This window comes from Kitasatospora sp. NPDC002965, from assembly GCF_040611255.1.
Lineage (GTDB): Bacteria > Actinomycetota > Actinomycetes > Streptomycetales > Streptomycetaceae > Kitasatospora.
Map to the genome: position 1 here is coordinate 11,558 of NZ_JBEXNT010000069.1, position 12,675 is coordinate 24,232.

Genomic DNA, 12,675 nt, shown 5'->3' on the forward strand with positions numbered 1-12,675 from the left:
TACGATTTGCGAGTGCCGGACCCCTACGACGGCACCCGGGCAATCGGAGGTAAACGATGCCCCTGCACCCCGAGGCACAGCTGATCATCGACCGGGCCGGTGCGGCGGAGCAGCCCGCCCAGCCCGTCGAACTCGATGCCCAGACCATGCGCGAACAGTTCCGCACCACCTGGATCATGCCCGAGACGCTCCCGGCCGTCGGTTCGGTGGCCGACACCACCGTGCCGGGCCCGGCGGGCGACATCCCCGTACGGATCTACACCCCCGAGGGCGAGGGCCCCTTCCCGGCCTTCGTCTGGCTGCACGGCGGCGGATGGACCATCGGCTGTCTCGACGAGAACGAGTACTCCTGCCGCGCCGTCTGCGCCGCCTCCGGCGCGGTGGTCGTCTCGGTGGACTACCGGCTCGCGCCGGAACACCCCTACCCGGCCGCCGCGGACGACTGCTACGCCGTCCTCACCTGGCTCCACGAGCACGGCGCCACCATCGGCGTCGACCCCGGGCGGCTCGCCGTCGGCGGCGAGAGCGCGGGCGGCAACCTCGCCGCCGTCACCGGTCTGCGCGCCCGCGACCTCGGCGGCCCCCGGATCTCCCTCCAGGTCCTGATCTCCCCGGTGGTCGCCCACCCCGACGAGGGCCGGCTCTCCTACCGCGACTTCGCCGACGGCTACTTCCTGTCCAAGGACAGCATGGACTGGTTCTTCACCCAGTACCCGCGCGACGAGGCGGACCTCGCCGACCCGTACCTGCTCCCGCTGCGCGCCCGCGACCTCTCCGGACTGCCCCGCGCACTCGTCCTGGAGGCCGAGTACGACGTGCTCCGCGACGAGGGCGAGGAGTACGCCCGGGCGCTCGCCGCGGCCGGGGTCGAGACCTCCCTGGTCCGGTTCGACGGCCTCATCCACGGCTTCTTCGGCCTGCTCGCCACCGACCTCACCGACGCCGCCCGGGCCCACGCCCTGGTCGCCGACGCCATCCGCTCCGCCTGCGGCGGAGCCGCGTGATGACGCCCGCGCTCGCACTGCGCGACGTCAGCATCAGCCGGGCCGAGGCCCCGGTCGTCCACGGGGTCAGCCTGGACGTCGCCCCCGCCTCGGTGACCGTCCTGCTCGGGGCCAACGGCGCCGGGAAGACCACCCTGATGGACGGCATCGCCGGCCTGGTCCGCTGCACCTCCGGCACCGTCACCCTCGACGGCAAACCCCTCGACAAACTCTCCACCTACCGCCGCGCCACCTCCGGCCTGGCCTACGTGGAGCAGTCCCGCAGCGTCTTCCGCACCCTGACGGTCGAGCAGAACCTGCTGGTCGCCCAGCGGCAGGGCGCCGACCTCGACACGGCGTACCGGCTCTTCCCCGAGCTGGACAAGCGGCGCGGCCTGCAGGCCGGCCACCTCTCCGGCGGCGAGCAGCAGATGCTCGTCCTCGGGCGGGCCCTGGTCGCCGGGCCGAAGACGATCCTGATCGACGAGATGTCCTCCGGCCTCGCGCCGGTGGTCGTCCACCGCCTGATGAAGGCCGTCGCCGACCTGGTGGACCTCGGCATCGCGGTGCTGCTCATCGAGCAGTTCGCCCATCTCGCGCTGGAGATCGGCAGCCGCGCGTACGTGCTCAGCAAGGGCCGGCTGGCCTTCGACGGCCCGTGCGCCGAGCTTCGCGGCGACGCGGAGCGCCTGCACGACTTCTACTTCGGCGCGACCCCGGCGCCCGCCGCCGCGGCGGCGGGCGCCCACAGCCCGGGCAGCGCCCCGGCGGAAAGCGAGGGAGCATGAGCCTCACCGAGAGACTGGCCACCGACCGCCGGGCGCTCGTCACCGGCCTCGGCGCCGCCGTCGCCGCCTGCGTCCTGGTGCCGGCCCTGCTGCCGCCCTACTGGGTGTACCTGGCGATCACCGCCGTGGTCAGCGCCGTCATCATGCAGAGCTACGGCGTCATCGTCGGCCGGGTCGGCGTGATGTCGCTCTGCCAGATGTCCTTCGCCTCGATCGGCGCCTGGGTGGTGCTGCGGCTCAACGTCGCGCAGGCCCCCGGCGGGTTCCTGGTCTGGCTGGTGCTCGGCGGTCTGGCCGCCGTCCCGGTCGGGGTCGCCATCGGGCTCCCGGCGCTGCGGATCCGGGGCGTCAACCTGGCCGTGGTGACCTTCGGCTTCGCGGTCTCGGCCGACATCGTGCTGAACGCCAACCAGTTCCCCGGCATGTCCGAGCTCAAGACCCTGGAGCGGCCCGCCCTGTTCGAGGACGACGGCGGCTACTTCGTCCTGGTCGTGATCGTCTTCACCGTGCTGGCCCTCGGGCTCGCCCTGCTGAACCGCACCCGGCTCGGGATGTCCTGGGCCGAGCTGCGGCACTCCGAGCGGGCCGCCGCCGCGCACGGCGTCTCGGTCGCCCGCGCCAAGCTGGCCGCGTTCGCGATCAGCGCCTTCGTCGCGGGTGTCGGCGGCGGTCTGATGGCCGGACAGTTCGGCCTGGTCGTGCCCGGCAACTTCGCCATGATGCAGTCGCTCGCACTGTTCGCGGTCGCCGTCCTGATCGGCCCGCACAACCCCGAGGGCGCCGTGATGGGCGGGGTCTTCGGCGCGGTGATGGCCACCGTGCTGGAGAAGCTGGACCTGCCGCAGGACCTCGGCGGCATGCTGTTCGGGGTCGGCGCCGTCCTGGCCCTGCGCAGCGGGGTCAGCCAGACCGACTTCACCCGGGCCCGCAAGCGCGAACGCGCGGCGCGGAGGTTCCTGGAGACCCACGAGGCCCGGCCGGCCGCCGGGCTCCCGGCCGCCGAGGACCTGCCGGGACCGCCCGCCGCATCCGCTCCCGTGGAATCCGCTCCCGCCGCGGCCGGCGGCGAACCGGCCCTGACCGTACGGGGGTTGACCGTCCGCTACGGGTCGGTGACCGCGCTGGAGGGCGTCGACCTGACCGTCCCGCGGGGCGCCGTGGTCGGACTCATCGGCCCCAACGGCGCCGGCAAGTCCACCTTCATCGCCGCCGTCACCGGCTTCGTCGGGGGCTACGAGGGGAGCGTGGCGCTCGTCGGATCCCCGATCGACCGGCTCAGCCCCAGCGCCCGCGCCACCCGCGGCCTGCGCCGCACCTTCCAGACCACCACCATCGCCCCGGAACTCACCCAGTACGAGTACCTCACCATCGGCGCCGGGCGCCGGCTCGCCACGGAGGAGGCCGACGAACTGCTCGCGTTCTTCGGCTGCCCGCCCGGCCGGCTGCCGGTCTCGATGGTCGACGCGGGTGCCCGCCGCCTGCTGGACGTCGCCGCCGCCGTCGCCGCCCGGCCCGCCGTCGCCCTGCTCGACGAGCCCGCCGCCGGTCAGTCCGCCGCCGAGTCGCTCGCCCTCGGCCGCCGGCTGGCGCAGGTCCCGGCCCGGTTCGGCGTCTCCGTCCTGCTCGTCGAGCACGACATGGACCTCGTCCAGGCCGCCTGCTCCGAGGTCACCGTCCTCGACTTCGGCCACGTCATCGCCACCGGCCCGACCGGCGAGGTGCTCGCCGACCCGACCGTGATGGCCGCTTACCTCGGCACCGCGGACGTCCCGGTCGGCTGACCACGGCCCGCCGCCCGCCGCCCGCCGCCTGCCGCCTGCCGCCCGCCGCCCGCCGCTCCACCGGCCCGGCCCGTACCACCCCCGCACCCCCCGCGACACCCACCCCCACCCTCGTGCGGAACCGCGCAACCCCGTTCCGGCGCGCCCCCACAGACGGAAATGAGTGCACCAATGAAGCATGCACGGCTGACCGCCGCCCTCGCCGCCGCCACCGCACTGGCCCTCGGCGCCACCGCCTGTGACAGCGGATCCGGCTCGGACACCGGCCCGATCAAGGTCGGTGCGATCAACGGGATCACCGGACTCTTCCAGACCCCCGAGGTCCCGCAGGCGGTCAAGGCCGTCTTCGACGAGGTCAACGCCGCCGGCGGCATCAACGGCCGCAAGCTGGAACTGCTCAGCATGGACGACGCGATGAACCCGCAGCGCGCCACCGAGGCCGCCGTCGACCTCGTCAAGTCCAAGAACGTCGTCGCCCTGGTCGGCTCCTCCAGCGCCGTCGACTGCGGCCTCAACCGCGCGGCCTACAGCAAGGCCCAGGTCGTCTCGATCCCCGCCGTCGGCGTCGACCCCGCCTGCTTCACCAGCCCCAACATCGCGCCGGTCAACCCCGGTCCGTTCAACCTGCTGACCGCCAACCTCTACTACGCCTCCGAGGTGCTCAAGCGGGACAAGGTCTGCCTCGACTACACCGTGCTGCCCGGCAGCGGCGGCGGCATCGAGGACGCGATCAAGAAGTGGACCGAGCTCACCGGCAAGCAGCTCGCCCACAAGGAGCTCGCCATCGCCGAGGGCGACCCGACCAAGTACCTCGTCGCCGACAAGGGCGCCGGCTGCCAGGCCGTCCTCTACAACGGCATCGTCGGCCCCTACTTCGCCCAGGCCAGGACCCAGGGCATGGACGACGTCGACTTCATCGTCGGCGCCAACACCTACACCGACGCCAACGCGCAGGCGATCCCGGCCGGCCTCAAGGTCTACGCCGGCACCGAGTGGCAGCCCTACACCGACACCACCCTGCCGGGCAACGAGCGCTGGTCCCAGCTGGTCGACAAGAACAAGATCCAGAAGACCGCCTTCAGCCAGGGCGGCGTGATGGCCGCCGACGTCTTCGTCCAGGTCCTCAAGGGCATCTCCGGACCGATCACCCGCGAGTCCGTCACCAAGGCCTTCAAGTCCATGAAGCCGATCGACTACCCGATGGTCGGCACCCCCTGGGTCTTCGGCGAGGGCGACACCCACAACCCCGTCCAGGGCAGCCGCTTCGTCCAGGCCGTCAACGGCAGCTGGCAGGTGCTCCCCGAGGGCTTCGTCGTCCCCGGCAAGAAGTGACCCCGGCCGGCCCTGACCCGGCCGCAGCCCGCCGTCCCCCCACCCCGGACCGTGCGCCGCGCCCCGGCGCACGACCGGACCCCAGGACCCCAGGAGGTGTCCCATGCTCAACTCCACGCTCGCGGGCCTGACCGGTGGCGGCGTCTACGCCCTCCTCGGCCTGTGCGTCGTGCTGACCTACCGGCTCGTCGCCACGGTCAACTTCGCGATGGCCGCCGTCGGCGCGATCGGCGCCTTCGTCATGGTCGGCCTGACCGACGGGGGAGTGAGCCCCTGGCTCGCCCTGCCGGTCGGCGTGCTGGCCGGGGCGGCGCTGTCCGCCCTGCTCGGTACCGTCCTGGTGCGCTGGTTCGCCGATCACTCGCAGAACACCAAGGCGGCCGTCACCGTCGCCGTCTACGTCGCCGTGATGGCCGTCGGCCTGCGGCTGTTCGGCTCCACCACCACCGGCGCGCACAGCTTCCCCAGCCCCTTCGAGAAGCCCGTGCTCACCCTCGGCGGCGTCGTGATCCCGCAGTCGGTGCTGGTCACCATCGCCTTCGCCGCGGTCATCACCGTCGGCGTCGGCCTGCTGCTCGGCCGTACCCGGCTCGGCCTGCGCCTCCAGGCGCTCTCCGAGCGGCCCGCCACCGCGGAGGTCGTCGGCATCCCGGTGGCCCGCCTCGCCGTCGCCGTCTGGGCCGCGATCGGCGCCGTCACCACGCTGGTCGTGGTGCTCGCCGCACCGCGCCTCGGCGGGGACTTCTCCACCCTCGGCAAGCTCATCAACACCGCGCTGGCGGTCGCCATGCTCGGCGCCTTCCGCAGCCTGCCGCTCACCCTTCTCGGCGGCCTCGTCCTGGGCTGCCTGGAGGGCTTCTCCGCCTCCGTCGAGGCGATCCAGAAGTACCAGGGCGTGGTGCCCTTCCTGGTGATCGTGGTGCTGCTCTGGTGGCGCAGCCGCAACGAGGTCTGGGACACCGCGCACAGCCGATGACCGGTCCGGGCACCAGCCCGGACCCCGGACCGGGGGAACGAAGGAGAGACCGACCATGACCCGAGTGACCAGCACCAGGGCCGCCGTGCTGCGCACCCACGGCAAGCCGCTGGAGATCGAGGAACTCCCGCTGCCCGAGCGGATCGAACCGGGCGCCGCCCTCGTGCGGATCGACTGCGCCACCCTCTGCGCGACCGACGTCCACCTGTGGAGCGGGGCGATGTCGATGCCCGGCATGCTGCCCCTGGTCCTCGGCCACGAGATGGTCGGCACCGTCGTCGCCGTCGGCGAGGGCACCGTCGACGCGCTGGGCCGCCCGGTCGCGGTCGGCCGGCGGATCGGCTGGTCGGAGTCCACCTGCGGGTACTGCCACGGCTGCACCGTGCTGCGCACCCCGGTGGCCTGCGAGGACCGCGGCTACGGCTTCCGCCAGCGTGCCGACCGGTACCCGTACGCCACCGCCGGGCTCGCCGAGTACAACTACGTCGTCCCGCAGGCGCAGAAGTACCTGCTGCCCGACGAGGTCGAGTCCACCTGGGCCGCCGCGGCCGGCTGCGCCGTCAAGACGGTGCTGCACGCCTTCGACCGGGCGGGCGGCACCCGGCCCGGCTCCTCGGTGGTGATCCAGGGCGCCGGCGCGCTCGGCATCGTGGCCACCGCCGTGGCCAAGGCCGGCGGCGCCGGACCGGTGATCACCATCGGCGCCCCGGACAGCCGGCTCGCACTCGCCGAGGAGTTCGGCGCCGATCTGACCCTCGGTCTGGCCGACGGCCCCGAGGCCCGTCGCGAGGCGGTGCTCGCCGCGACCGGCGGGCGCGGCGCCGACCTGGTGATCGACCTCGCCGGTGCCCCCGGCGTCGGCGCCGAGGCCGTCGACCTCGCCGCCTGGGGCGGCCGGTTCGTGATCGTCGGATCGACCGGTCCGGCTCCGCAGGAGCTGCCGCTGGGCACCGTCATGGGCAAGGAGCTGACCGTGCTCGGCTCGCTCAACGGCGATGTCGGCGACTACCACCGGGCCATCGGGTTCCTGCGCGACTTCCGCTCCCGGTTCGACTGGGACGCGCTGTTCAGCGCCCCGGTCGGGCTGAGCGGCGCCTCCGCGGCCATCGAGGCGATGGCCAGGCTGGAGCAGACCAAGGCCGTCGTCCACCCCTGGCTGCCCTGACCCGACGTCCGGTCCCCGCCCGGCCGCACCACGGCCGGGACGACCGCCCCGTCCACACCCGTCCGCCCGTCCGGGCGGACCCGCCGCGCGGACCGCCGCACCACCGGCGCCCCGCCGCCCGGCCCCCTCGCCGCCCGGCGCCCCGGGACCCCACCCTCCGTGTGTCCCAGCCCGGGGCGCCGGGTGCCCGCCGGCCGTACTCCGACCGGCCACCGCACCCGCCGTACGCCCGCCGACCGCTCCCGAAACCCACGAGGACCACCATGCCCATCGTCCCCCGCCGCAGGCTCGGCACCGCCGGCCCCGAGGTGTCCGCCCTCTCCCTCGGCTCCTGGCACACCTACGACCGGATGGACTTCGGCGACGCCGTCGCCATGGTCCGGCACGCCGTGGACCTCGGCGTCAACCTCTTCGACGTGGCCGTCTACGGCCTGCCCGGCCATCCGCCGGTCTTCACGGACGTGCTGTTCTCCGCGATCGTCCGGGCGGCCGGCCTCGCCCGCGAGGAGTACCTGCTGTCGGTGAAGCTGTGGCTGGAGCCCTACCCCGCGCAGTCGCTGCGCGACCAGCTGGCCAACGCGCTGTTCCGCGCCGGTGCCGAGCACGCCGACGTCGCGGTCCTCGGCGACATCCGCCGCGACGACCTCGACCTGCGCGGCATCGCCGAGGAACTCGCCGCCCTGGAGGCGGAGGGTCTGATCGGCTGCTGGGGCGTCAACAACTGGTCCGCCACCGCGATCCGCACCGTCCGCGACCACGCCCGGGCCGCCGGCTCGCCCGGCCCGCAGCTCGCCCAGCTCAAGTACAGCCCCTGCCGCCGCGCCATCCCGGACGGCGAGCCGTTCGCCGCGCTCTTCACCGAGGGCCTGACGATGCAGGCCTCCGACGTCCTGGAGGGCGGCATCCTCGCCGGCCGGACCAGCCCGTCGCGCGAGATCGGCCGCGACCCGGGCGGTATCCGCGACCGGATCACCGGGGCCGCCCCGGGCCTGGCCGCCGTCGCCGCCGAGCTCGGCGCCACCCCCGCCCAGCTCTGCGTCGCCTTCACCCTCACCCACCCCGCCACCGCCACCGTGCTGTTCGGCGCCAGCCGGATGCGGCAGCTGACCGAGAACGTCGGAGCCCTCGACCTGCTCGACCGGGTCGGCGCCGACCGGCTGCGCGAGCTGGTCGCCCCGTACTGGGCGGACCGCGACGCCGTCGACCCCGAGGGGCCCTGACACCCCGTGGCCCGCCCCGCCCCGACCAGCGTTCCCCGAACCGGCCCGACCCCGGGCCCGCCCCCAGGAGAGACCGTGGACCGGCCCGCCGACCTCGTCCTCGTCGACGGCGACGTACTGACCGCCGACGCGGACTTCACCACCGCCCAGGCCCTGGCCGTCCGTGACGGCCTGATCACCGCCGTCGGCAGCACCGCCGCCGTCCTCGCCCACGCCGGACCCGCCACCCGGGTCGTCGACCTGCGCGGACGCACCGTCCTGCCCGGCATCAACGACTCCCACCTGCACGGCCACGCCTGGGGCCTCAACCGTCCGCCCCTCGCCCTCGACCTCAACTTCCCCGCCGTCCGCTCGATCGCCGACATCGTCGCGGCCGTCGCCGCCGCGGCCCGCGCCACCGCCCCCGGCGAGTGGATCGTCGGCCGCGGCTGGGACGTCGGCTACCTCGCCGAGTGCCGCGACGGCAGCCGGGACCTGCCCGACCGTGCCGACCTCGACGCCGCGGCCCCGGACAACCCGGTCTGCCTGACCGACTTCTCCGACCACATGGCCTGGGTCAACTCGGCGGCCCTGCGTGCCGCCGGCATCGACCGCGGCACCCGGCCCCCGCCGGGCGGCACGATCGACACGGACCCGACCGGCCACCCCACCGGCATCCTGCGGGAGGCCGCCCAGCGCGCCGTCCACGCGCACATCCCCCGGGCCGACGAGCGCCGCCGCCGCGCGGCGATCACCGGAGCCGTCCGCGCCCTGCACGCCCTCGGCACCACCAGCTACACCGAACCCGGCCTCGGCCCCGGCGGCGAGGGCATCATGTCCGGCGCGATGGGCACCGGCGCGCTCCACACCTACCTGGACCTCGCCCGGGCCGGCGAACTGGACGCCCGGGTGGGCGTCCTGCTGCTGCCCTCCCCGATGGGCGGCGGCGTCCGGGACCTGCGGGCCGGCCTCGCCGAGCTGGCCGGCGTGCCGCTGGACGGCATCGACCCGCGCCGGCTCGCCGTCCTCGGCGTCAAGCTGTTCGCGGACGGGGTGCCGCCGAACCGCACCGCCTGGATGCACGAGGCCTACCCCGGGGGCGGCCACGGCGCGCTCTGCGTCCACGGCGCCGCACCGGCGCTGCAGGCCGCCGAACTCACCGCCATGATCGACGCCGTCCACGCGGCCGGCCACCAGATCGGCGTGCACGTCACCGGGGACCGGGCGATCGACACGGTCGTCGACGCCTTCGCCGCCGCCCAGCTCGCCCACCCGCGACCCGACGCCCGGCACTACCTGATCCACGGCGACTTCGCGACCCCGCACAGCCTGGCCGTGCTGGCCGCGCACGGCTACGGCGTCAACATGAACCCGGCGATCAAGTGGACCATCTCCGACCTGATGGACGAGGTGGTCGGCGAGGAACGGTCCGGGCGGATGTGGCCGGTGCGGTCCGCCCTCACGGCGGGCGTCCGGGTCTGCGCCAGCTCCGACGCACCGATCACCGAACCGGACTGGCGGCAGGGCGTCGCCTCGATGCTGCTGCGGGAGTCCAAGGCGACCGGCCGGGCGAGCGGCCCGGGGGAGCGGGTCGGCCTGCGCGAGGCCGTCCGCGCCTACACCGCCGAACCCGCCGTCCAGGACTTCGCCGAGCGCTGGAAGGGCACCGTCGAGGTCGGCAAGGTCGCCGACCTGTGCGTGCTCGGCGGGCGCCTCGCCGACACCTCCCCGCACGACCTGCCGGGGCTGCCGGTCGACCTCACCTACTTCGACGGCCGGCTGGTCCACGGCGCCCACTGAGCGTCCGCCCGTGGGGGAGGGACTCCGGGCGCCTCCCCCACGGGCGGCGCGCCGCCGCGTGGGACCGGGCCGAGCGCGGCCCGGATCCCTAGGGTGGTGCGTGTGAACCGCCTACTCCCGTGGCCGCACAGACCCGACCCGGCCGGCGGGCCGCCGGTGCGGACCGACTACGCCGGGGCCCTCTACGGGTCACTCCTCGCCGCCTCCGTGATCGCCTCGGCGAGTGTGGTCGGCGACTTCCCGCGCGTCCAGGCCGTCGTGCTGCTCCTCGTGACCGGCCTGGTCTTCTGGGCCGCCCACGTCTACGCGAACCTCGCCGGCGAACGCCGGGTCGGCCGCCGGCCCGGCTGGGCCGAGGTCCGGCGGGTGGGGCGGCACGAGTGGCCCATCGTGGAGGCCGCCCTGCTGCCCGCGGCGGCCGTCGCCGTGAGCCCCCTCCTGGGGCTGGGGCTGAGCGGCGCGGCGTGGCTCGCGCTGGGGATCGCGGTGGCGCAGCAGGTCGGCTGGGCCTGCGTCGGGGCCGTGCAGGCCGGGGCCACCCGCACGGAGGTGGTGGTCGAGGGCGTGATCAACCTGGTTCTCGGGTTGGTCCTGGTGGCGGCGAAGGCGGCCCTCGGCCACTGAGCGGCGAGGGCCGCACGCACCGTACGCACCCACCCCGTACGCACCCCGTGCGGTCTGGGGAGTTGCCCGCGCGTCGGCCCGGGGTGACCGGCCGTGGCCGGTCAGACGGCGCCGAGGTCGATCGCGTAGACCTTGCGGAGCGTCTCGTGCACCGTCCAGGTGGTCCGGTCGCCCTCCCGCAGGACGGCCACGTCGCCGGGCCCGACCTCCAGGGTGGGCCCGTTCTCGACCTCGACGGTGGCCCGGCCGCTGACCACGACGAACAGCTCGTCGGCCTCGGTGTCGGTGACCACCCCGGGGGTGATCTGCCAGACGCCGCGCAGCCGCCGGCCGTCGGGGGACTCCCAGAGCACCCGGCCGGTGACCTGCGGGTCACCGGAGACGATCTGGTCCGGGTCCAGCGGGTCGGGGAGGAGGTCGACGTCGGCCACGTGCAGGGCGAAGCTGTGGATCATGCCCCGACGCTATCCGGCGGAGCCGGGCGGCGGACCTCGCAACCTGTCCGCTCTTCGGCGGCGTGCCTGACAGGTCGCCAACCGGCCTCCCCTCGGTGCCGCCGGCCGGTCCTCGCGTCCGACCCGCCTCCGGCAAAGCAGGTCAGATCGGCATCAATCGTCCGAAGGATGGGTATCACCGGAGACGGAGCGGTCGCGGAAGCCCGCACCCCGCTCCGGCACCCCGTCGGGGTGCCACCGGGACCGTCGCTTGAAGAAGCCGGGCAGTGGCCCTCGGGAAGACAACCCGCGGCGCGCGGGCGCGATCCGCCTCCCGCGCGGTCCGAGGGATGCCCGCTGCCCTGGAGCCAGTTGTGCCCACCACCCTTCCCGGCGTGCTGCCGACCGCCGCGCCGCCCCGTCCGGCCCACCACCCCGCAGCCGGTCCGACCACCGGCCCGGGGAGCCCGACCCCGCAGGTCCCGTCCGATCCGCCGGTGTCCGAACTACCGCCGCGCCCCACCGAGCAGGAACTGCGCGCGATGGGCAAGACCGAGGCCCGCGAGCTGAGCGACGCCCTCTTCGAGCGCCTCACCGGGCTGGCCCGCGAGAGCCACGCCTACAGCTACGTCCGCGGCACCGTCATCGAGCTCAACATGCCGCTGGTGCGTTTCATCGCGGGCCGCTTCCGTCACCGCCCGGAGGAGATGGACGACATCCTCCAGGTCGGCACCGTCGGCCTGATCAAGGCCGTGGACGGCTTCGACCCGCAGCGCGGCGTCGAGTTCGTCACCTATGCCATCCCCACCATCGCCGGCGAGATCAAGCGGTTCTTCCGCGACACCTCCTGGCCGGTGCGCGTCCCCCGGCGGATGCAGGAGCTGTACCTGAGCGTCGTGCGCGGCTCCGACCGGCTCGAACAGCGGCTGGGCCGTCTGCCGCAGCCCGCGGAGCTCGCCGAGTACCTCCACCTCACCGTCGACGAGGTGATCGAGGGGCTGGTCGCCGGCCGGGTCTACCGACCCGACTCGCTGGACGCGCTGCGGGACAACGACACCGACGAGACCGGCAGCGCCATGCTCGACCGGCTCGGCTCCTGCGACCCCGGCATCGAACTCGCCGACTTCCGCACCGCCGTCCGGCCCCTCCTCGGCCGGCTGCCGGAACGCGAGCGGACCGTGCTCAAGCTGCGGTTCTGGGACGACCGGACCCAGTCCGAGATCGCCGAACGGGTCGGCGTCTCCCAGATGCACGTCTCCCGGCTGCTCTCCGCCACCCTCACCCGCCTGCGCGAGCAACTGGAGGACCGCGACGCCCCGGGCTGGACGGAGGACCCCGCCGGAACGGGCTGACGGGGGCCGTGCCGGGTCCGCGCCCCGGCCGTGCCCGGTGTCCGGGCCACCGCCGACGGCAGCCCGGTCGAACGCGCCCGGCCCCGGCCCCGGCCCCGGCCGCGCGTCGCGCGCATGCCCGAACTCGCCGACACCGCCGAGGTGTTCGCCCTGCGCGCCGCCGCGCCGTCCTGGGCGGGGGAGTCCGCGTGTAGCCGGGCCGGGCGTGGGCAGACGCCGGGCATGAACGCATCGGTCCGGG

The 12,675-nt window shown here is 74.6% G+C and carries 11 protein-coding genes; 10 read left to right on the plus strand and 1 reads right to left on the minus strand.

Going from position 1 to position 12,675, the window contains the following annotated elements; translation table 11 throughout:
* The first annotated feature begins 56 nt into the window (after window positions 1-56).
* The 9 genes from ABZY91_RS24720 (at window position 57) to ABZY91_RS24760 (ending at window position 10,648) form a co-directional block, all read left to right on the plus strand.
* A complete protein-coding gene (locus tag ABZY91_RS24720) occupies window positions 57-1,004 on the plus strand; it encodes an alpha/beta hydrolase (RefSeq protein WP_355405267.1) in 948 nt (315 codons plus the stop codon).
* Entirely contained in the window at window positions 1,004-1,771 is a 768-nt protein-coding gene (locus ABZY91_RS24725) for an ABC transporter ATP-binding protein (RefSeq protein ID WP_329879835.1), read from the plus strand. The genes ABZY91_RS24720 and ABZY91_RS24725 overlap by 1 nt, the downstream gene beginning before the upstream one ends.
* Entirely contained in the window at window positions 1,768-3,552 is a 1,785-nt protein-coding gene (locus tag ABZY91_RS24730) for an ATP-binding cassette domain-containing protein (RefSeq protein ID WP_355405268.1), read from the plus strand. The genes ABZY91_RS24725 and ABZY91_RS24730 overlap by 4 nt, the downstream gene beginning before the upstream one ends.
* Before the next feature lie 171 nt (window positions 3,553-3,723).
* The gene (locus ABZY91_RS24735; protein ID WP_329947651.1) at window positions 3,724-4,884 is read left to right on the plus strand and encodes an ABC transporter substrate-binding protein; all 1,161 of its coding nucleotides are present in this window, start codon (window positions 3,724-3,726) and stop codon (window positions 4,882-4,884) included.
* A gap of 103 nt (window positions 4,885-4,987) precedes the next feature.
* Window positions 4,988-5,860: a branched-chain amino acid ABC transporter permease gene (locus ABZY91_RS24740; RefSeq protein WP_329879838.1), complete on the plus strand. Its 873-nt coding sequence runs from the start codon at window positions 4,988-4,990 to the stop codon at window positions 5,858-5,860.
* A gap of 55 nt (window positions 5,861-5,915) precedes the next feature.
* A complete protein-coding gene (locus tag ABZY91_RS24745) occupies window positions 5,916-7,025 on the plus strand; it encodes a zinc-binding dehydrogenase (RefSeq protein WP_355405269.1) in 1,110 nt (369 codons plus the stop codon).
* Window positions 7,026-7,288: 263 nt separating this feature from the next.
* Window positions 7,289-8,245: an aldo/keto reductase gene (locus tag ABZY91_RS24750; RefSeq protein ID WP_355405270.1), complete on the plus strand. Its 957-nt coding sequence runs from the start codon at window positions 7,289-7,291 to the stop codon at window positions 8,243-8,245.
* Between the two features lie 75 nt (window positions 8,246-8,320).
* A complete protein-coding gene (locus ABZY91_RS24755; RefSeq protein WP_355405271.1) occupies window positions 8,321-10,024 on the plus strand; it encodes an amidohydrolase in 1,704 nt (567 codons plus the stop codon).
* Between the two features lie 102 nt (window positions 10,025-10,126).
* Window positions 10,127-10,648, plus strand: a complete 522-nt coding sequence (locus ABZY91_RS24760; protein WP_355405272.1) for a hypothetical protein — start codon at window positions 10,127-10,129, stop codon at window positions 10,646-10,648.
* Between the two features lie 101 nt (window positions 10,649-10,749).
* Here ABZY91_RS24760 and ABZY91_RS24765 read toward each other — a convergent pair whose 3' ends face one another.
* Entirely contained in the window at window positions 10,750-11,103 is a 354-nt protein-coding gene (locus ABZY91_RS24765) for a cupin domain-containing protein (protein WP_329879845.1), read from the minus strand.
* A 353-nt stretch (window positions 11,104-11,456) separates the two neighbouring features.
* On the opposite strand from ABZY91_RS24765, the gene ABZY91_RS24770 reads away from it, so the two are divergent.
* Window positions 11,457-12,434, plus strand: a complete 978-nt coding sequence (locus ABZY91_RS24770) for an RNA polymerase sigma factor SigF (RefSeq protein ID WP_355405273.1) — start codon at window positions 11,457-11,459, stop codon at window positions 12,432-12,434.
* The last annotated feature ends 241 nt before the right edge of the window (window positions 12,435-12,675 follow it).

What these genes read in the sequence shown, in the direction of transcription:
- ABZY91_RS24720 (WP_355405267.1), top strand. Translation starts at nt 57, where the DNA reads ATGCCCCTGCACCCCGAGGCACAGCTGATCATCGACCGGGCCGGTGCG.
- ABZY91_RS24725 (WP_329879835.1), top strand. Translation starts at nt 1,004, where the DNA reads ATGACGCCCGCGCTCGCACTGCGCGACGTCAGCATCAGCCGGGCCGAG.
- ABZY91_RS24730 (WP_355405268.1), top strand. Translation starts at nt 1,768, where the DNA reads ATGAGCCTCACCGAGAGACTGGCCACCGACCGCCGGGCGCTCGTCACC.
- ABZY91_RS24735 (WP_329947651.1), top strand. Translation starts at nt 3,724, where the DNA reads ATGAAGCATGCACGGCTGACCGCCGCCCTCGCCGCCGCCACCGCACTG.
- ABZY91_RS24740 (WP_329879838.1), top strand. Translation starts at nt 4,988, where the DNA reads ATGCTCAACTCCACGCTCGCGGGCCTGACCGGTGGCGGCGTCTACGCC.
- ABZY91_RS24745 (WP_355405269.1), top strand. Translation starts at nt 5,916, where the DNA reads ATGACCCGAGTGACCAGCACCAGGGCCGCCGTGCTGCGCACCCACGGC.
- ABZY91_RS24750 (WP_355405270.1), top strand. Translation starts at nt 7,289, where the DNA reads ATGCCCATCGTCCCCCGCCGCAGGCTCGGCACCGCCGGCCCCGAGGTG.
- ABZY91_RS24765 (WP_329879845.1), bottom strand. Translation starts at nt 11,103, where the DNA reads ATGATCCACAGCTTCGCCCTGCACGTGGCCGACGTCGACCTCCTCCCC.